The organism is Bradyrhizobium zhengyangense (assembly GCF_022012435.1).
Classification (GTDB): Bacteria; Pseudomonadota; Alphaproteobacteria; order Rhizobiales; family Xanthobacteraceae; genus Bradyrhizobium; species Bradyrhizobium zhengyangense.
In genome coordinates, this window is sequence record NZ_JAKLUA010000001.1 from 557871 (window position 1) to 577922 (window position 20052).

General features: G+C 64.2%; 17 protein-coding genes and 2 tRNA genes. 2 read left to right on the plus strand and 17 right to left on the minus strand.

What is annotated here, in order from left to right:
• Positions 1-108 precede the first annotated feature (108 nt).
• From L6637_RS02635 to L6637_RS02675, 9 genes are all read right to left on the minus strand, one after another.
• A complete protein-coding gene (locus L6637_RS02635; RefSeq protein WP_237862465.1) occupies positions 109-882 on the minus strand; it encodes a PopZ family protein in 774 nt (257 codons plus the stop codon).
• A gap of 304 nt (positions 883-1186) precedes the next feature.
• Entirely contained in the window at positions 1187-2578 is a 1392-nt protein-coding gene (locus L6637_RS02640; protein ID WP_237862581.1) for a TolC family outer membrane protein, read from the minus strand.
• Positions 2579-2783: 205 nt separating this feature from the next.
• Positions 2784-3446, minus strand: coding sequence for a protein-L-isoaspartate O-methyltransferase family protein (locus tag L6637_RS02645; RefSeq protein ID WP_237862466.1), 663 nt, complete (start codon positions 3444-3446; stop codon positions 2784-2786).
• A gap of 137 nt (positions 3447-3583) precedes the next feature.
• Entirely contained in the window at positions 3584-3763 is a 180-nt protein-coding gene (locus L6637_RS02650) for a hypothetical protein (protein WP_237862467.1), read from the minus strand.
• Positions 3764-3977: 214 nt separating this feature from the next.
• Positions 3978-4052, minus strand: a tRNA-Asn gene (locus L6637_RS02655).
• Between the two features lie 135 nt (positions 4053-4187).
• Positions 4188-4556, minus strand: a complete 369-nt coding sequence (locus tag L6637_RS02660) for a hypothetical protein (RefSeq protein ID WP_237869043.1) — start codon at positions 4554-4556, stop codon at positions 4188-4190.
• A gap of 212 nt (positions 4557-4768) precedes the next feature.
• Positions 4769-6472 (minus strand): flotillin family protein, encoded by a 1704-nt coding sequence (locus tag L6637_RS02665; RefSeq protein ID WP_237862469.1) that lies wholly within the window; start codon positions 6470-6472, stop codon positions 4769-4771.
• A 19-nt stretch (positions 6473-6491) separates the two neighbouring features.
• The gene (locus L6637_RS02670) at positions 6492-7154 is read right to left on the minus strand and encodes an OB-fold-containig protein (RefSeq protein WP_237862470.1); all 663 of its coding nucleotides are present in this window, start codon (positions 7152-7154) and stop codon (positions 6492-6494) included.
• A 13-nt stretch (positions 7155-7167) separates the two neighbouring features.
• Positions 7168-8331 carry a PspA/IM30 family protein gene (locus L6637_RS02675; protein WP_237869045.1) on the minus strand — a complete coding sequence of 388 codons (1164 nt, stop codon included), beginning with the start codon at positions 8329-8331 and terminating at the stop codon, positions 7168-7170.
• A gap of 325 nt (positions 8332-8656) precedes the next feature.
• On the opposite strand from L6637_RS02675, the gene L6637_RS02680 reads away from it, so the two are divergent.
• Entirely contained in the window at positions 8657-9799 is a 1143-nt protein-coding gene (locus L6637_RS02680) for a transporter substrate-binding domain-containing protein (protein WP_237869047.1), read from the plus strand.
• 237 nt (positions 9800-10036) lie between these two features.
• Here the strand turns inward: L6637_RS02680 and L6637_RS02685 are convergent, their stop codons facing one another.
• Positions 10037-10300, minus strand: coding sequence for a hypothetical protein (locus L6637_RS02685; protein ID WP_237862473.1), 264 nt, complete (start codon positions 10298-10300; stop codon positions 10037-10039).
• Between the two features lie 288 nt (positions 10301-10588).
• Between L6637_RS02685 and L6637_RS02690 the strand changes: the two genes are divergently transcribed.
• The gene (locus tag L6637_RS02690; RefSeq protein WP_237869049.1) at positions 10589-10807 is read left to right on the plus strand and encodes a hypothetical protein; all 219 of its coding nucleotides are present in this window, start codon (positions 10589-10591) and stop codon (positions 10805-10807) included.
• A gap of 32 nt (positions 10808-10839) precedes the next feature.
• On the opposite strand, the gene L6637_RS02695 is transcribed toward L6637_RS02690, so the two are convergent.
• The 7 genes from L6637_RS02695 to L6637_RS02725 all read right to left on the minus strand — a co-directional run bounded on the left by L6637_RS02695 (position 10840) and on the right by L6637_RS02725 (position 20019).
• The gene (locus L6637_RS02695) at positions 10840-10986 is read right to left on the minus strand and encodes a hypothetical protein (RefSeq protein WP_237862475.1); all 147 of its coding nucleotides are present in this window, start codon (positions 10984-10986) and stop codon (positions 10840-10842) included.
• 191 nt (positions 10987-11177) lie between these two features.
• A tRNA-Cys gene (locus L6637_RS02700) sits at positions 11178-11251 on the minus strand.
• 56 nt (positions 11252-11307) lie between these two features.
• On the minus strand, positions 11308-12060 hold the full coding sequence (locus tag L6637_RS02705; protein ID WP_237869051.1) for an ABC transporter ATP-binding protein: 753 nt from the start codon (positions 12058-12060) through the stop codon (positions 11308-11310).
• A gap of 8 nt (positions 12061-12068) precedes the next feature.
• Positions 12069-12911, minus strand: coding sequence for an ABC transporter permease (locus L6637_RS02710; RefSeq protein ID WP_237869053.1), 843 nt, complete (start codon positions 12909-12911; stop codon positions 12069-12071).
• A gap of 75 nt (positions 12912-12986) precedes the next feature.
• Entirely contained in the window at positions 12987-13727 is a 741-nt protein-coding gene (locus L6637_RS02715) for a tRNA-uridine aminocarboxypropyltransferase (protein WP_237862478.1), read from the minus strand.
• A gap of 41 nt (positions 13728-13768) precedes the next feature.
• A complete protein-coding gene (locus L6637_RS02720; RefSeq protein ID WP_237869055.1) occupies positions 13769-16873 on the minus strand; it encodes an efflux RND transporter permease subunit in 3105 nt (1034 codons plus the stop codon).
• Positions 16873-20019 carry an efflux RND transporter permease subunit gene (locus L6637_RS02725; RefSeq protein ID WP_237869057.1) on the minus strand — a complete coding sequence of 1049 codons (3147 nt, stop codon included), beginning with the start codon at positions 20017-20019 and terminating at the stop codon, positions 16873-16875. Before L6637_RS02725 ends, L6637_RS02720 begins: the two co-directional genes overlap by 1 nt.
• Between the last annotated feature and the right edge of the window lie 33 nt (positions 20020-20052).

Here is a 20052-nt window from a genome sequence, read left to right on the forward strand (position 1 = left end):
GCGGGGCTCAAGTCAACGGAAAGCTCAGCGGCAAAAGGGCTTTCCGGCCCGTTCGGCAGGCCGAATATGGCGCTCAAGCGGGGCTTTATGAGGGCTTGGCTTCGGCCGTCACCGACCGCCGCGTGAGACCCGCTCGATTTCGGCCTTCACAATGCGTTCGACCAGGCCCGGCAGATTGTCGTCGAGCCAGGATTTCAGCATCGGGCGCAGCATCTCCTTGACCAGGTCCTCCAGCGTCCGCGCGTTGCTGCTGAGCACCGTGTGAGCCAGCGAATTGAAGGCGGATTCGACCGCCGAGACGGTCGACTGGGCCAGAATCGGCTGCTGCGGCGGCAGCGGCGGCGCGTCGTAATCGACCGGCGCGTAGGACGGCGGAGGCGTTGGACGCGGCGGCGGTGCCTCGGCGAATTCGAGATCGTCGCGCGGCTCGACCCTGTGGAAGCTCGGCGGGGGCGGCGCCGGTGTCGGCTCGGGATCCAACGCCATCTCGTCGGTCAGCTCGAGCACGTCGGGCTCTGGCTCTGGCTCAGGCTCGGGTTCTGGCTCCGGAGCTCGCACCTCAGGCGCAGACGTGGCCTCGTCCAGCCCCGCCAGCAGCGCGTCGATGTCGTCCTGGTTGTTGGGGCCGGCATCGGCGGCGGGCGCGGGCGACGGAGGCGGCGCGGGCTTCGCAGCCGGCGGCGGCGCGGGCTTTTCGGCGGCAGGTTTTGCAGGCGCGATTTTGGACGGAGGGATGTCGGCCATCGGCTTTGCCGCGGGTGCAGGTGCGGGCTTTGCAGCCTCTGCCGGCGGCGGCTTCGCCTCGTCATCAGCAATGATGCGCCGGATCGAGGCCAGAATCTCCTCCATGGAGGGTTCTGTGACCTTTGCAGGCTGCGTCATCTCCGACTCCACATCATCAACGCCCTCGCATGCGCTGTTTTACACCAAGCACGACGGCATTGGCCGGTTCCGGATGGGTCGTCCGACATTTTCGTCGCGACAGCCAGACTTGTCCCCAGATCACGGCTCAAAGTGAGGCGGCGCGCCCCTGCCCCGTCACTCAAGCATTACGCACGCAACATTGGATGCGGGCCGAATCGACCAGCAGCTTCTTGGCAAGGCTATGTCAGGGCTTTTGACGATTGCAAGCAAAGCGCCGGTCGGTCTCTGCAAGTTTGCGAGGCCGACCGGAGAACTACGGCAATCAGCGTCCGTCGGGCGTACGCACGCCGACCCAGCTGTCGCGGACCTGGTGGTAGTGCACGCTCGGATCGTAGACGGTGGTGTTTAGGCCGAGCACCTGCGGTGCAAGGCGACCGACGGCTGCGAGCACGTTGTAGGACGCAACGACCCGATCGTGCTGTGCGGTGACCAGCGCGACGCGCGCATTGACCAGCGCTTGCTGGGCGTTGAGGACGTCGAGGGTCGTGCGCTGACCGGCCTTGGCTTCCTCGCGCACACCGTTCAGCGCGATCTCGGACGCGGTGACCTGCGCCTGCGCGGACTGCACCTGCGCCTTGCCGGCCTGCAAAGCCCCCCAGAACTGCACCACGTTCGCGCGGACAGTGTCACGAGTCTTCTCGAGGTTCAGACGCTGCTGCGCCAGGTTTTCCTTGGATTGGCGGATCAGCGAATATTCTGCACCGCCCTGATAGATCGGCACGGAGGCCGTCGCGACGGCGGATGCGGTATTCGTTCGGAAAACCGTCAGCTGCTGCTGGTAGGCTGTGCTGGCAGTCGCATTGAGGGTGACCGTCGGCAGCAATGCGCCTTCGTTGACCTTGACCTGGAGATAGTTGACGTCGATGCCATACATCGCAGCCGTGACATCGGGATGTTCCGTCAGACTGAGCTCGACTGCCGAGGCAAGCGTTGGCGGCAGGAACCGGTCGACCGGGGATCCGGGTGCGAGATTCGACGGCTCGTTGCCGATGACCCGGCGGAAATTCGCGCGCGTCGTCGTGAGAGTCGATTCCGCTGTCAGCGCTTGAGTCTTGCCGGCAGCCAGCTGCGCTTCGGATTGCGCGACGTCGGTGCGTGTCACCTCGCCCACGTTGAAGCGATCACGCGTCTGCTTCAGCGTCTGTTCGAGGACACGCACGTTGCTGCGCTGGACTTCAAGGGTCGCGGAGTCGCGCAGATAGTCCATATAGGTCGTAGCGGCACTCAGAAGCACGCTTTGATCCATGCTGCGCAGTGCTTCGCGCGTACCGGAGACCTGGCTCTCCGCTGCCCGCGTCTTGTTGGCGGTCTGATTGCCATTGTAGAGCGTCTGACTAACGGTCACGCTGGCGGCGTTGGGCTGAAGGGGCGGATCGCTATGGATGGCGAGGCCCTTCTGCGTCGCCTGGACGTCCTGATATTGATACCCGCTGCTAAGGTTCAGTTTGACGGTGGGGCGATAGCCCGACAGAGCTTGAGGCACTCCTTCGTCGGTCGAGCGCACCTGGGCGCGCTGTGCGTTGAGCTGCGGATTGTTCTGATAGGCGCGCACCAGCGCAGCCTCGATCGTATCCGCCAATGCAGGCGTCGGCCCGGCAAGCGCCGTCAGCAGGACCGAAACCGCTGCTCCGGTGAAAAGCTTCACCCTATGCATCCCTGAAATTCCGTTCATTCTCACGCCAAGCTCGTGCCCGCGAGCCTGGTTACCGTATCCGAGTGGAGTCGTTGCCCCGCAGCAACATAGGACGCGGTCAAGCGCGACGGAACTACCCCCGAGTAGTTCCCAGCGGAAACTCTTCACGTGCAGCATCCCGGCCACACTTCTGATTCAGAACGGGATTTTAACGGGATTTCAGCCGTCAGAAGACGAAGGCGGCGGCCCGTTCCAGGCCGGGCAGCACCGGGGCAGCCGCATCGAACAGCGGCCGATAGCCGAATTCGCCGTGCGAGCGGGTAACGATCATGGCTCGCGACGGCCTGGATTCGGCCGAGACCCCCACCAGGCGTCCGCCTTCTTTGAGCTGACCAAACAGAGCATCCGGCGTCACCTCGGTCGCGCCGTTGAGGACGATCACGTCATAGGGCGCGGCGGCCGGGTCGCCCTCGGCGCAGGCGGCGGCCTTGCAGGTCACGTTTGTGAGCCCGAGGTTGGCAAACGCGTCCTTGGCTTTGGCAACCAGAGCCGAATCGCCTTCCGTGGCCGTAACCTGGCGCGCGAGCTTCGCGGTCAGCGCGGCGAGGTAGCCGGTCGCGCAGCCGACGACCAGCACGTTGTCGCCCTCGCCGATCTCAGCGGCTTGGAGCAGCTTGCCGGTCAGCTGCGGCTTGATCAGATAACGCTTGGCAGCGCCTTCGCTGACGTCGAGATCGAGGTCGAGGTAGGCCAGCGCCTGTCGGCTCGCCGGCACGAAGGCCTCGCGGGGAACCGTGAACATGGCATCGAGAATGCGGCGATCGGTGACATCATTGGTGCGCACCTGGCCATCGACCATTTTTTGGCGCGCGGTCGAGAAACCGGACATTTGCGGACCCTGCAAGGCGGACGATGCCGCGGAGATGAATTTGCGGCATCTTTGGAACAGGCTCCGCGAAAACGCAACACGTCCGTTGGCCGGTCAGCCAACGGTTGCGCAACGTTAGAGCATGGAGGTGCGACGGCTTATTCGATCGCAACTGCCAGACGGCCAATGAGGGCGGCCACTTCGTCCAGCCGCGCCGAATCGGGGGTCTCGACCGCGCGGGCAAGACAAGCAAGGCATTCATCGTCGCTCAATTCAGGGACGTCGGCCGGTAGAATCGAGGGGGCCCGGCGGGCACGGTCGATCTGGATGTCGGGCATGGGAATCAGCTCCGTAAGAGTCCGGCCCAGCAACGCTCGATGTGAATTAAGTCGATTTGGTGCCGCTTGCTTTGCGGTGTGCGTCTCGGCGTACACGTCCGCTTGAACGCGATTCTGCGGGGGATACCGGCGTGGCGGCGCTGAGGGATTGATCGAGCTAGATCGCGTGCGACATCAATGCACGCCTACAAACAACTGAAAATAAAGCGGAATTTGGCTCCCCGGGCTGGATTCGAACCAGCGACCATCCGATTAACAGTCGGATGCTCTACCGCTGAGCTACCGAGGAAAAGGGCGAACCGTTCGTTCGCGCGCGCTGCGTATAACAAAGCCGATTGCGCTTGCAAAGGACGAATTCGTCATCATCCGCAAAGCATCGAGGAAGGGCTGATCCAGCCCTTCCTCGGGCTTGGGTCAGGCCGGGTTACTCGGCGACGAACGAGGTGGTCTTGGTGCCGGGGTCGTAGCGCAGCCGCAGCGCTGTGAACTTGCAGAGGTTGACGTTCTTCCACAGGACGGACTCGTCATAGTTCTGCCAGTCAACGCGGATGTTCCAAACGCACCCCTCGTCGTCATCGTCGAACTCGACATAGGTGCTCGCCTGGTTCTGCAACACCTTGTCAAGTTCGTTGTCCCATTCGTCCAGGCCATCATCAGGGGCATTGAAGCCCAGGAATTTGATGGCGTAGCCGGTCTCGTTGACGACGGTGACGTTGCGGGAATCGGCGGCGAAGGCCGCCGTGGCGGCGAGAGACAGGCCGACGGCGATCAGTCCGGAGAGAAAATACTTCATATGAAAATCCCCTGATAGAAACAGGCCTCAGCGCCTGACGTCGATCGGCGCAGGCGCCGCGGCAACAAATGGCGTTGCCTCGAGAAATTCGTCCGGAGCGCAGTCGAAAGGTTCGACACACGATCGAACTGCACTCCGGAGCCGTGCGCGACGCGAGACGCGCACGGGCAATTTCTTATCGTTTCGATTTCTCAGCAGCAATGAACCGGCATTCACAGATCGGCGGAGTTTGTTTTCTCCGGGGCAGGCACCGCTGCCGGCGTTACCGCCGCACCATTGGCCTTGCCGGTCACGGCGCCGACCAGCGTCTTCACCGGATCGTCGCCCGTCGCAAAGCCGCTCTGGCGCAGGATCTCGTCGATCATCGGCCGCAGGGCGTGCACCTTGAGGAGCTCGCCGGCGAGCCCCTCGCCGAAGCCGACATTGCCGCCGCCGACGCCGTTGCCGCCGAACGCGCCGCCGGTATGCAGGATGCGGACGTCCTTGAGGTTGGCGATCGGCCTGACCATCTCCGCCAGCGCCGAGGGCATCGTCTCGATCCGCTTCTTTGCAATCTCGAAATCGATGACGTTGGCGCCGAGCTTGTTCTGCGCTTCGTTCTTCATGGTGATGACGGCCGCCTCGGCCTCACCGATATTGCGGACACCAACCGCCTTGATCTTGTTGGATTCAGCCTCGGCGGTCGCCAGTGTCTTGACGGCCTCGGCGCGGTCGAGCGAGGCCTTCTTCTCGGCTTCGGCCGCGACGATCAGCTCGGTCGATTTGCGCTCGGCCTCCGTGCGCGCGGCGAGCACCTGGGTCAGACGGGCGCGATCCGCGACCTCGACCGCGCGCGCGGTGACCACCTTTTCTTCTGCGGAAACGGCAAGTGCTTCGGCCGCCTTGGCGTTGGCCACGGCTTCCGAGGTCTGTTTGCTCTTGGATGCGATCTGGATCTCGTTCTCCTGCGTCGCGATCTGGATCTCGCGCTGCGCGTCGGTCTTGCGCTTGTTGATGGCGAGGTCGGACTCGATGACCGCAGTTTCCTTGACCTGCTTGGCGCCAGCCTCCTTCTCGGCAACCGCCCGGTCGGTGTCGATGCGCGCGTTCTCCTCGGTCAGGCGGGCGGTCTGCGTGGCGGTTGCGACTTCGGCGCGGGTGCTCGCGGTCTTGTTGGCGATGTCGCGCTCTTGCGAGAGTTCAGCTTCCTTCTTGGTGCGTTCGATGGTCAGGGTCTGCTGCCGCGCCTCGAGGTCCTTCTGGGCGATAGCGACCTCGTTGTCGCGCACGATCGCGTTGCGGTCGCGGCGGCGGGTCTCGGTGATGGTCTTGAGCTGGGTCAGGCCTTCGGCGTCGAAGAAGTTCTCGGGGTTGAAGAACTTGACGTCGGTCTGGTCGAGCTTGGTGAGCGACACCGACTCCAGCTCGAGACCGTTGGACTTCACATCGGATTCGACGGTCGCCTGCACGTGCTTGACGAAATCGCTGCGCTTTTCCTGCAATTCCAGGATGGTCATGGTCGCCGCCACCGAGCGCAGGCCGTCGACGAATTTCGCCTCGACCTGGTTGCGCAGAGCTTCGGCGTCATTGGTCAGCGCGCCCAAGGTCTGGCTTGCGAGCGCAATGCTCTCGTCATCGGGGCGAACGCGGACGTAGAATTCGGCGACGATATCGACGCGCAGCCGGTCCTTGGTGATGAGCGACTCCCGCTCCTTGCGCTCGACCGTGAGCCTGAGCGTCTTGAGGTTGACGCTGGCATAGGAGTGAAAGATCGGCAGGATCATGGCGCCGCCGTCGAGCACGACCTTCTTGCCGCCAAGGCCGGTGCGTACGAAGGCCTCGTCGCGGGTGGCGCGCTTGTAGAGGATGGTGAAGATGATCCCGAGGACGATGATCAGCGTGACGCCGATCATGGCCGGGACTGCGATGTCGAACATGACTTTCTCCAAAAATGACTTAGCTGCTGCTTAGAGCGGGTTTGGTCGGTTTCAGTTCATCGTCGGCCCTGACAGCCACGAAGCGGGTATCGACGCGGTCGACCAGCAGCACCAGCGTGCCCTGCGGCAAAGGCGCTGAGCTGGGAGCGGCCACCGCCGAGACGAAGTGGCGGTTGCCGTGGATATCGGCGACGCTGACACGGCCGGGCGGACCCTGGTCGAGCGGGCCGACGACGACCTCGCCAACGCGGCCGACGAGATCGCCGAGGCCGATCGCGTAGCTTTCATCCTTCGGAATGATCCGCGCGATGCCCCGGCTCGCGCCGCGGACCAGCGGGACCGAGACGACGACGGCCGCAAGCGAGGCGAGACTGGCCGGCAAGGGCCCGGCCACCATTCGGGCGACGTCCTGGATCAGGAAGCCGGTGATCGAGAAGGCGCCCAGCGCCAGCAGCAGGAAGATCAAGAGCGGCACGCCGCCGACATTGATCCAGGAGATGGCGTTGATCACGCCATTGTCGCTGGGATGGCTGAAATCGATGCTGGTGCCGAGCATCTCGCTCAAGGAGGCCCCGACCAGCATGGTGACCACTTCGAGCGTGCCGACGATGAGGATCATGGCTGCCGCGATCGCGAACGGCCTGACCTCCGGCGCCATGACGTGTTCGAGCAATGCGCTCATGACACGATACTCTTCAGGAGCGCGACTTCAACCGCGCCAGCCTCGCTGCAATCTCCTTGTCGCGATGCAACGTGCTGAGCTCGTCAATGTCGCTTGAATACGGGATGGCAGCCGGCACGCCGGTGGCGCGCGCCACCGCCCTGCCCGCGCGCAGAGCCTTCGCCGCCGCCGAGGTGCCGCCCTGTTTGCGGGGCGACGTCGCGGCCTGATGGCTCGCAGCCGCCTCGCTCTTTGCGAGATCGGCGCGGCGCTGCTCGGCATCCTGGAGCGCCGAGAGCACCGCGCGCAGCGACGTCACGCATTGCTCGATCTTCTCATTGTTCTCGTCGATGGCGCGGGAGAGCACCTCGAACTGTGCCTCCAGATCCATCTGCCGCGCGATGCCGGCGCGGGCGAGATCATCGCGCCCGTCCGCGATCACCCCCTCGATCTTCGCAGTCAGATCGGTCATCTCGCGCTCGATCTCGGTTCGCCGGGCGTTGAGGCGGTATTCCTCGGCCCGCGCAGACGCGAGCGCATCGCGCGCCTCGCCTTCGGCGCGCTCAATCTCGCGGATGGCCTGTCCCACCACGCCAAGCTTGTTCTTGCCTTCCGCCTGCTCGATCGCGTCATAGGCGATGCCGGCGATCAGACGTCCGACCCGCGACAGGAAATTCTCGGGAGCGGCTGCGATGGTATCCATAGCGTTCTCCTCCTCTGGCAGACTGTTCGGCGTGACGCCGTAGTGAACCTCGAAACCGTCGTCGGTGCGGATGAGATGCGCGGGCACGCTCTGCCCCCAGCCATCCGCGTAGCCGACATAGTCGAAGGGCACGCTGAAGCGCCCTTGAACGGTTGAAATCGAAATGGTGGCCGGCCCCTTGATCTTGGCGAGCTTGTCGTCGAGCGGCAGGCGGCGACCTTGCGCGGCGCGATACTCGGTGCGGTCGCGCAGGCCCAGCGTCACCAGCCGTGACGGCAGCGCGGTCTCTTTCCGGATCGGCTCATAGGCATGGGCATGCAGCAGCACGACGTTGGAGCCCACATTGTGGGTCCGGGCGACCTCATCCAGGATCTCCATCATGCGGTCATAGGCCCTAAACGTCGCCTCCATCGCGGCCTTGGCGGCCGGGTCAGGGGCAAGCCTGTATCGAAGCGCCGATGGCGCGTTTCGGGGCGACGGGCTCATGAAAAGCACTAAAGCACCATTTTGGTGCTTTACAAGGGGGGAGCTCGATCACGTTCCACTGATCCTGATGCACTCTTTGGATTAGTCGCTGTCGCCTGCGGCCGCGTTCAAGGTGTGCCATCACTCCTAAATCACCGACGATCAAGACTTCTTGCACGTGCGGGTTGCAATTTTATGGAAAGCCGATTGCGACCTGGAGCACCTGCCCGAAGTGTGACGCAATGTTCTCTCAGCACCCGTCGTTGCGCGGGGTCTTGCGAGGAAGAGGCAACCGCGGTGCTTTATTTGTCTGCATCTCAATACACAGGCACACTTGCGCGACTGGAAACCATCGATGACTCGTCCGCAGCCAGCCACCAGCTCTTGCACCCGAACCGACCGCCTGTCTCGGTCGGTCGGAGCCGAGATCGCCCGCGCACTGGCGTTTGCACTGCTCGTCTGCGTGACCTGGTCGGCGGCTCAGGCCGAGACGGCCAAGCTGCGGGTGGCGACCCGCATCGTGCCGCCGATGGTCGTCGAAAAGAACGGCGTGCTGAGTGGCTTCAGTATCGAGCTCTGGAACAGCATCGGCAAACGACTGAACCGCGAGACCGAATATGTCGTGTTGCCCGATGTGAGCGAATTGCTTGACGCGGTCGGAAGCGGACGAGCCGATCTCGCCATCGCGGCCATCTCGATCACGTCAGAGCGGGAGGACAGGTTCGACTTCTCTCAACCGATCATGAACTCAGGCTTGCAGATCCTGGTGCGCGGCACGGCCGTCAATGTCGAAGCCAATCCATTGCGCGAGCTGATGCAATTGTTCTTCTCACGCACGTTGCTGGTCTGGCTCGGCATTGCGCTGCTCCTGATCCTGGTGCCGGCGCACCTGATGTTCCTGGTCGAGCGAACGCATCACAGCGGGATCATTCCGACTAAAAAGTATTTTCCGGGGATCTTCCACGCGATGTTCTGGGCGGCGGGCACGCTGGCCACTCAGGCCGATCAGATGCCGCGACACTGGATAGCCCGGATCGTCGCCGTGCTGTGGATGTTCACGGGGGTGGTGTTTGTCGCGTTCTATACGGCGCAATTGACCGCTTCATTGACGGTGCAGCAGATCAAGGGGCCGATCAACGGCCAGCAGGACCTCGTCGGCAAGACCGTCGGCACCACAAGGGGCAGCACTGCAACGGGCTATCTGAATGAGCTCAAGGCTCAGGTTCGCGAGTTCGAGAAGGTCGATGACCTCTACAAGGCGCTGCTGGATCAGCAGGTCGACGCCGTCGTGTTCGATTCGCCCGCTCTGCTCTACTACACGACCCACGACGGCAGCAGATTGGCCCGGACCGTTGGTGACGTGTTTCACAGGGAAGACTACGGCATCGTCTTTCCGACCGGCAGTCCACTACGCAAGCAGGTCAACGAGGCCCTTCTGGGGCTGCGCGAGAACGACACGTACCAGCGGATCTACGAGGAATGGTTCGGCAAGCGCTAGCTGCTCAACCGAAGTGGGATCCCGTCCTTCGGACTGCGAGAACCCGTCAGATCAGATGATTGGGTGCAAAACGCATCTAGATCATAACTCTGTCGGATATCATTCGGATCTGATCCGCATCTGCGTCGGATAAACAGCCATTCAACAGCTTGTCCGCAGCATATCCACAGCCGTCGCCCGAAGGATTTACGCTGGAGACGCAAAGCACTTGCTGCGCACAAATCCACAGGGAGCGCATCAGCCGCCGGCCTGGTCGAACACCGCGCGGCAGGCCTCGCTCAGGCTGGAGCGGTTACGGCGCAGGCAGGCCGTGATGGCTCGAACGTTGGGGATTTCGCCGGCACAGAGCCTGTAAACGTCGGGTGTACAGGCCCGGCGCTGCTCCGCTGTGCCCTGCTGCGCATTGGCGGCGGATGCAAACAACGTCAGGAACAGGCCGAGTGTGGAGGCGCGACGCGCCCGGCTTCTCACACCCGCAAACCGCAAGAACCTCGCCTTCATGTCCAGTCTCCTGTCCGCCCTTCCTGCCCGGCCGCCATCGGCCGGTGTGAGCAAAGAGGTAGGAGGGTTAAATCGCGGGGGATGTGATCTCTTTCACACTTGCCGCCGCTTGGAACCTCCTAAGTTCCCGGGGTTTTCTTGGAGTTTTCTTGGGGATTTTTGGGGACCTTTCAGAAATCGCTAACCAAACCGATCCCGATCGCCCGATCGTTAAAATGCGAACGACCGGGTCAATCGGGAAGCAAGCCGGCTTTGCGACACTGCGCTATCCGCGTTCCGGAGGGTGTGATGAGCGAAGCCGAATTCAATCTGATGCTGGATGCCGTCCGGGACGCCATGATTCACGACAATTTCGCAGCCGCGCCGGAGGAAGACTTCGTGCCCCGCTCGTGGAGCTTCGACGCTGCGCCCAAGATAGCGCCCAAGAAAGCGCTCAAGGCCGCGAATGACAACGAGGGCGCCTGGCCCCTGCTGCCCTTTCCGGACGGCTGGTACGCCGCCTGCTGAGGCAAAACTGACGGCGGGCCACGGGCCTGCGATCAATTCTTGACGCTGTCCTTGTCGTCCTGCTGTACCCTGTCCGGTGCAGCCGGCGGGAAAATGCTGTCATAGATCGCGCGCGCCTCGGCAATGAGGCGAGCCCGCTCCAGCTCGGATTTCGGGATAAATCGGACGATTTCGCCCACGTGTGCTCCAGCGCTCGATTGATAGGACTGCATGCCTTCGCAGATGCGAAGCTTATGCCATCGGGCCTGAATCGAGGGTTTCCAACAAGCCCCGGGCAAACCCGGTGGCGCGGGCCATGCAGTCGCCATCCGCGCCATCGGCGGATCGGGGCGAAATCATGATTTAGGTTGAAATATCAGAAGCTTGGTGATGGAGGCCACGACCAGAATTGAACTGGTGTACACGGTTTTGCAGACCGTTGCGTAACCACTCCGCCACGTGGCCCCGTAGAGGCGGAGCAATATAGGGGATCAACGGCTTAGGCAACCCCGGCGGGGTAGTTACACCTTCGCAGCCCCGAGATATCGGGCAAGAACCTCCTCGATCGTGCCTGATACGGTGATCCGCCCCTCCTCCAGCAGGATGGCGCGGTTGCAGGTGCTCTTGATCAGATCGAGATCGTGCGAGGCCAGCACCAGGATGCCGGCGCGGGCCACGATCTCATCGAGCCGCAGCCTGGCCTTCTTCCGGAACTGCTGATCGCCGACGCCGATCCATTCATCGAGCAGCACGATCTCGCCCTCGACGGCGGTGGCGACCGCGAAGATCAGGCGCAGCATCATGCCACTGGAATACGTGCGCAGCGGCAAATCCAGCCGGTCGCCGAGCTCGGTGAATTCGGCTATCTCGACGCGGCGAGCGTCGATCTCGGTGCGTCGCGCACCGATCACAAGGCCGCGGCGCATGATGTTCTCGTAACCGGTCGCCTCCTCGTCGAAGCCGGCCGACAGGTCGAACAGCGACAGGCAGCGGCCGAGCACATCGATGTTGCCTGCGGTCGGATGGTAGATGCCGGCCAGCACCCGCAGCAGTGTGGTTTTGCCGGCGCCGTTGGCCCCGACGATCGCGACGCGGTCGCCGGCGCGGACGTCGAGATCGATGCCATTGAGCGCAGTGACGATGTGCGGGCGCGGCGCCTTGCGGCGCAAGGTCATGGCGCGCACGAAGCGGCTGCGCAGCGAGCGGTCGCGGAACGACAGCACGGGAAACGTCACCGAGACGTTGCGCAGAATGATGTGGGCTTGGGGGCTCATCTCGCGCCTCACAGCCAATACGCCACGCGGTGGCGGTATCTTGCGTAGCAGCCGAGCCCGATGGCGGCCGCAGCGAGCGCGTAAGCGATGCCAAGCAGCCAATGCGCCGCGTCCGTTGGCTGCGACAACAACGGCTTGCGCACGAGATCGAGCAGCGTCGTAAACGGATTGACCCATGTCAGCCAGGCGAGCGCGGTGCCGCGCACGCTGTCCTCGGTCCAGATCACGGGGGTGAGGAAGAAGATGAATTGCAGCCCACTCACGACCGCAGACCCGATATCGCGAAATCGCGCGCAGAGCACACCTAGCACGACTGCGCCGCCGAGCAGAACCATCAGCAGAAGCGCAAAGCCGGGCAGCGCAAGCAGCATGGTCCAGCGCAGTGGCCAGGGCATCACGACATGGAGCATGACGACGATCAGGAGATGATGGATGAAGATGAGGACGTTGCGCGCGATCATCTGCAGCACGTGCACGATCAGCGGCGCCGGCACGGCCTTGATCAGATGGCCGGATACCACGAAGATGTTGGCGCCTTCCTGGAGCGTGGTCGCGATCAACGTCCAGACGATCAGGCCCACCGCGAAAGGCGGTAGAAAAGAAGCGATGTCCTGCTTGAACAGCGCTGCGTAGACCGTGCCGACGCTTGCGATGGTCGCCGCCAGCGTCAGCGTGATCCAGAGCGGTCCGATCACGGTGCGCCGGTAGCGCAACGAGATGTCCATCAGGGCGAGCGTGCCCCAACGATCGAACTGCGCGGCCTGGGCCAGAATCTCCTTCGCTGCGCTCTGAATTCGACTCTCCCCTTCTGCTTTGCGGACTTGCGACGCTGCGACGGCATCGCAGGCCACGGGCCTGTCGGCCGGTGGTCTGTATCTGCCTGCTCCTTGCGGGGCAATCAACCGGAGGGATGAAGTAGGCTTAAGTCAGGACCGTTTGCCGCGGCGGATACCGCGCCGACGGTCCTTCACAGGCGGCTTCGGAGCCAGTTCCGGCATTTCGGCCTGGACCTCGCGGAAGCGTGTCAACAGCCGTTCAAAACTGGCGTTCAGCGTCTCGGCGATGTCGGGGCGTCGCTCGAGCCCCGCCAGCAGCGTTGCCGCTGCCTCGATGGTCGACAGCCCGTCCTTGCGCGGCTCGCGACGCAGGCGGCCATAGCGCGAGGGGTGCTTCGGATTGAGGATCACGCGTTGGCATTTCAGCATCCAGGGATTGCGCCACCACAGCGCCTTCGCCTGGCTCCAGGTGCCGTCGAGCAGCACCACGCCTTCGAGCTTGTTGAAAATGGCGCGCTGGTTGTCCGCGATCTCGCCCTTGCGGTTGAGCGCAACGATCTCGCCCTCCGCATCGAGGTCGGCGGCGCGCGCCGAGCCGAGATAGAGCACAGCCCAGTGCGAGGCGTTCTCGACCGGTCGGCCAAGCGCCTTGGACAGGCTCGGCCAGGACAGGCCGACCCGCAAGGTCGCGTCGTCAAAGTGCTTGGCGAGCAGCCGCGCGGTACCGAGCGCCCTGTCCTGCTCCTGCGGATGCTGCAGGATCAGGAGCGACAGCTTGTTCTCGATCGGCGTGACGCTGTCGCAGATGCACAGCGGCATCGGCTTCTGGCAGTGCGGACATTCGGGAATCGGCTCCGGCGTGGTGGCCGTGGTCTCAGCTGGTTTCGACATGACCGCCGCTATACGCTTGGTACGGCCGTTCAACAACCCGCCTATTCTGCCGGCGCTGCCAGCGCGCGCGGCTCGGACCGCCGGCGCAGCCGATCGATCAACAAGTAAATCACGGGCGTGGTGTAGAGGGTCAGGACCTGCGAGACGAATAGGCCGCCGATGATGGTAATGCCGAGCGGGCGGCGCAGCTCCGTGCCCGGCCCGGTCGCCACGACAAGCGGAATGCCGGCAAACAGCGCGGCCATGGTCGTCATCAGGATCGGGCGGAAGCGCGCCTGGCAGGCCTCGAAGATAGCCTCAGCCGACGACAGCCCGCGCTGACGCTCGGCATCGAGCGCGAAGTCGACCATCATGATGCCGTTCTTCTTGACGATGCCGATCAGGAGGATGATGCCGACGAAGGCGATCACCGTCAGCGGCGTGTTGGTGATCTGAAGCGCGAGCAGAGCGCCCAGACCGGCCGACGGCAGCGTCGAGATGATCGTGAGCGGATGGGCGAGACTCTCGTAGAGCACTCCTAACACGATGTACATCGCCACCAGCGCGCCGAGGATCAAGAGCGGTTGCCGGCCGCTGGTCCTGGCGAAATCGCCGGCATTGCCGTCAAAGCTGCCACGGATGCCTTCGGGCATGTGCAATTCATCGACCGCGCGCTGGATGTTTTGCGTGGCGGCCTGGAGCTCCACAACGGGCAACGTGTTGAACGACACTGTGGTCGAGGGCACCGACTGCGAATGATAGACCGCGAGCGCGGCAAGCCCGCGTGTCGCGTGGACCACGGCCGAGAGCGGCACTTGCACGCCTCCCGCGCCGGCGACATAGATGCGCTCGAGGTTGGACGGATCGACCTGGAATTTCGGATCGATCTCCAGGACGGTCATGTACTGGTTGCGCTGGGTATAGATGATCGAGATCTGGCGCTGCGAGAAGGCGTTGTTCAGGGCGTTGTCGATGTCCTGGACCTTGACGCCGAGCGCTGCTGCCTTCTGGCGGTCGATGTTCAGTGTGAGCTGAAGTCCGCCGGGATCACGGTCACTCGAGATGTCGGTGATGCCCTCCACCGTCTCCATGCGCTTGGCCACGATAGGTGCCCATTTCTGCAGCAGGTCGAGGTCGGTGCTCGAGAGCGTATATTGGTAATTGGAATCGCTCTGCCGGCCACCGGCGCGGACATCCTGCGCCGCAAACATGAAGAGACGGATCCCGGGCACGGGAAACAGCGCCTTCCTGAGACGGTCGATCACGACCTGGGTCGAGACGTGGTCTCGCTCCTCCGGCGGCTTCAGGCTGATGTACATGACGCCGCGGTTCGAGGTCGCGCCTCCTGGCCCGGCTCCACCGCCGACGGTCGAACCGATGCCGGCGACAGCCGGATCCTGCATCACAATGTCGGCGAGGCGTTGCTGCAGCGTCAGCATCGACTGGAACGAGATGTCGGCCGAGGCCCGTGTTGCGCCGATGACGAAGCCGGAATCATCAGTCGGGAAATAGCCCTTGGGCACCTTGACGTAGAGCAGCACCGTCAGTCCGATGGTGGCGAAGAACACCAGTAGCGTCAGCAGCGGGAATTCGAGCACGGCGCGCAGGGTGCGGGCGTAGAACGCAACGACGCGCGACAGCGAGCCCTCGATCAGGCGGTCGAACAGCGTGGCGGATCCGGACGTGATCTCCTTCACATAATGGGCGCAGATCATCGGCGTAACCGTCAGCGACACCAGGGTCGACACTACGATCGCGAAGGTCAGCGTCAACGAGAATTCGCGCAGCAGGCGACCGACGATGCCGTCCATGAAGATCAGCGGCGTGAATGCCGCGATCAGCGACAGGCTGATCGAGACCACGGTGAAGCCGATCTGCTTGGCGCCCTCCAGCGCCGCCCGCATCGGTCGCATGCCATGCTCGAGGTTGCGGAACATGTTCTCGATCATGACGATGGCGTCGTCGACCACGAAGCCGACCGAGATCGCGAGCGCCATCAGCGACAGATTGTCGATCGAGAAGCCGGCGACCCACATGCCGGCGCAGGTGCCGGCCAGCGCCAGCGGCACCGAGATGCCGGCGGCGATCGTCGGCGTCAGCCGGCGCAGGAACACGAACACCACGACCATGACCAGGACTGCGGTCGCGAGCAGCGTCCATTGCATGTCCATCACGCTGGCGCGGATCGTGGTGGTCCGATCGACCAGCGTCGAGACGTCCACACCAGCCGGAATCCATTGCTTCAGCGCCGGGATCAGCGCCTTGACCCGGTCGACCGTGTCGATGACGTTGGCGTCACCCTGTTTGGTGATCTGGATCAGCACCGCCGGCTGCTTGTTGAACCAGGCGATCGAGCGGGCGTTGCGGACGGCGTCCTCGATATCGGCGACGTCGGACAGTCGGACGAAATTGCCACCGGAGCTCTTGATGACGATGTCGCCGAATTCCTTGGCCGTGCGCATCTGCCTGTTCAGCGACAGCGTCTCGCTCTGGCGCTCGCCGTTGAAGATGCCAACGGGGCCGAGCGGGTTGGCGTTGATGATGGCGGTTCTGACGTCGTCGGTCGCGATCCCTGCATTCGACAGCGCCACCGGGTTGAGCTGGACCCGCACCGCCGGCTGGTCGGCGCCTGATACCGTCACGTCACCGACACCTGGGACCTGCGAGATGCGTTGCGCCAGCACGGTATCGGCGACGTCGTAGATCGCGCTGGCCGACAGCGTCTTGGAGGTCAGCGCCAGCACGAAGACCGGCGCGCCGGCCGTGTTGGCTTTGCGAAAGCGCGGCAGCGCCGGCAGGTCGCTGGGGAGGTCGACGAGGGCCGCGTTGATCGCGGCCTGCACATCGCGCGCCGCCTTGTCGATGTTGCGGCCGATATCGAACTGGAGCTGGATGTTCGCGGTGCCGAGCGAGCTCGTCGACGTGATCTGGTTGATGCCCGCGATTTCGCCGAGCCGCCGTTCGAGTGGCGCGGCGACGGTCGCGGCCATCACGGAAGGGTCGGCGCCGGGGCGGCTTGCCGAGACGAAGATGGCAGGGAAGTCGACGTTCGGGACCGAGGCAACGGGGAGGAACTCGTAGGCGACGGCCCCCAGCAGGAACAGCCCGATCGACAGCAGCGTGGTCGCGACGGGACGGCGGATGAAGGGCTCCGAGATCGATGCCATCACTGCATCCCCTCGGTCGCCCCTGCCGTCGGCGGCTCAGGCTCGGGTGGCGGCAGCGCCTGCTCGAGGCGGCGGTTGATGCGGTCGAGCGCGAGATAGATCACGGGCGTGGTATAGAGCGTCAGCAGCTGGCTCAGCAGCAGGCCGCCGATGATGGAGATGCCGAGCGGGAAGCGCAGCTCGGCGCCGGTGCCGCTCTCGATCGCCAGCGGCAGCGCGCCGAACAGCGCCGCCAGCGTCGTCATCATGATCGGACGGAAGCGAAGCAGACAGGCCTGCACGATGGCTTCGTCGGCCGGCATGCCCTGCCCGCGCTCGGCTTCAAGTGCGAAGTCGATCATCATGATCGCGTTCTTCTTGACGATGCCCATCAGCAGGATGATGCCGATCAGGCCGATCACCGAGAGGTCCTGTCCGAACAGCATCAGCGCCAGAATGGCGCCGACGCCGGCCGACGGCAGCGTCGAGAGGATCGTGATCGGGTGGATGTAGCTCTCATAGAGCACGCCCAGCACGATGTAGATCGTGATCACGGCGGCGAGCAGCAGCCAGGGCTGGCCGGCCAGCGCCTTGGCGAATTCGGCCGCGTCGCCGGCATAGACGCCGACGATGCTGTTGGGCATCTCGATCCGGGTCTCGATCGCCTTCACCGCCTCGACCGCGTCGCCGAGCGCCGCGCCCGGCGCGAGGTTGAAGCTGAGCGAGATCGCCGGGAATTGCGCCTGGTGCGAGATCGCCAGCGGCGCCGTGGTGCGCTTCAAGGTCGCCACGGCGTCGAGCGGCACTTGCGCGTTGGGTGCGCCGGCGGTCGCGCTGGCGCCGCCCGGCAAGTACAACTTTGACAGGATCGAGGGATCGCGCTGGTACATCGGCAGCGCCTCCAGCACCACGCGGTACTGGTTGGCCTGGCCATAGATGGTCGAGATCTGGCGCTGCGCGAAGGCATCGTTGAGCGTGTCGGTGATGGCTTGCAGGCTGACGCCGAGCTGGCCGGCGCGGGTGCGGTCGACCTCCAGCTGCGCGCGCAGGCCGCCTTCCTGGGCTTCGGAGGAGACGTCGCGGAAAAGGGGATCGCGCCGCATCTCGTCGACGAGCTTGCGTGCCCATTCCGACACCAGCGCCGCGTCGGTGCCGGTCAGCGTGTATTGGTACTGCGAGCGGCTCGACTGGGTCGAGATCTGCACGTCCTGCACCGGCTGGAAATAGACGGTCATGCCGGGAATGCCGGAGACTTTCTCCTTCAACCGGGCAATGACCGCGCCGACATCGTCGCGTCGCTCGCCGCGCGGCTTCAAGGTCATGACCAGCCGTCCGACATTGGTGGTCGGATTGACCGAGCCCGCGCCAATCACCGAGACCACGCCGGTGACGTCAGGGTCGGCCTTGATGGCGTCGGCGGCATCGGCCTGCCGCTTCTGCATCTCGGCGAACGACACGTCAGGCCCGGCTTCGGTCACCGCCGTGATCGAGGCCGTATCCTGCAGCGGCAGAAAGCCCTTTGGCGCGACGACATAGAGGACAAGAGTTGCGGCCAAAGTCACGAAGGTCACGACCAGCGTGGTGCGCTGATGCCGCAAAACCACGAGCAGCGTGCGGTGATAAAATTCGACGGTGCGGTCGATGAAGCGGCTGACGGCGGCGAGACCCGGTACCGCCAACTCCTCATGGGCGTGCCTGAGCAGACGCGAGCACATCATCGGGGTCAGCGTCAGTGAGACCACCGCCGAGGTCACGACCGCGATGGTCAAGGTCAGTGCGAATTCGCGGAACATGCGTCCCACGAGGCCCGACATGAACAGTAGCGGAATGAACACCGCGATCAGCGACACCGTCAGCGAGATCACGGTGAAGCCGATTTCACTGGCCCCCTTCAGCGAGGCGGTCATCGCGTTGTCGCCATTCTCCATATGGCGGACGATGTTCTCGATCATGACGATGGCGTCGTCGACCACGAAGCCAGTCCCGATTGTCAGCGCCATCAGCGACAGATTGTCGAGGCTGAAGCCGGCAAAGTACATGATGCCGAAGCTCGTGATCAGCGACAGCGGCAGCGCCACGCCCGCAATCACGGTTGCGCGCAGCGAGCGCAGGAACAGCAGCACGACCAGTGTCACCAGAACGACGGCCAGCACGAGCGTGAACTGCACGTCATGGACGGAGGCGCGGATGGTGACGGTGCGGTCGGAGACGATGGTCAGTTTAACGCCGGCCGGAATCGCGCGCTGCACCTTCGGGATCTCGGCGCGGATCTGCTTGACGACATCGATGACGTTGGCGCCGGGCTGGCGCTGGATGTCGATGATGACGGCCGGCGTGCCCTGATACCAGCCGCCGGTGCGGTCGTTCTCGAGCCCGTCGACGATCTGCGCGACGTCGCCGATCGTGACGGGCGAGCCGTTGCGATAGGCGATGATGACCGGCCTGTAGGCGTCGGCGGCGGCGATCTGGTCGTTGGCCGCGATGATGTAGGATTGCTGGGCGCCGTCGAGCGAGCCCTTTGGCCCGGAGACGTTGGCGTTTGCGATGGCGGCGCGCAAGTCCTCCATGGCGATGCCGTAGGCGGCAAGCCGCGCCAGATCGGCCTGGATGCGCACGGCCGGCTTTAGCCCGCCGAGCACGGAGACGCGGCCGACGCCGGAGATCTGGCTCAGGCGCTGCGCCAGCAGCGTGTCGGCGATGTCGCTCATCGCCCGCAGCGAGATGGTGTCCGAGCGCAGCGCCAGCGTCATGACCGGCGCATCGGCCGGGTTCACCTTGGCGTAGGTCGGCGGATAAGGCAGTGTCTTGGGCAGCACGCCGGCGGCGGCGTTGATCGCGGCCTGCACGTCCTGGGTCGCGCCGTCGATGTCGCGGTTGAGATCGAACTGGAGCGAGATCTGGCTGACGCCGAAAGAGCTCGTCGAGTTCATCGCCGTCAGCGACGGGATCTGGCCGAGCTGCCGCTCCAGCGGCGCCGTGATCAGCGAGGCGATCACGTCGGGGCTCGCGCCCGGCAGCTGCGTCGTCACTTGCACGGTCGGGAAGTCGACCTGCGGCAGCGCCGAGACCGGCAGCGCGAAATAGCCCAGCAGCCCGCCAATCAGCAGCGCAATGCCAAGCAGCGAAGTTGCGATCGGACGGCGGATGAAGGGTTCGGAGACACCCATGGGATGCGCCTGCCGCTCAGGCGGCTGTTGCCG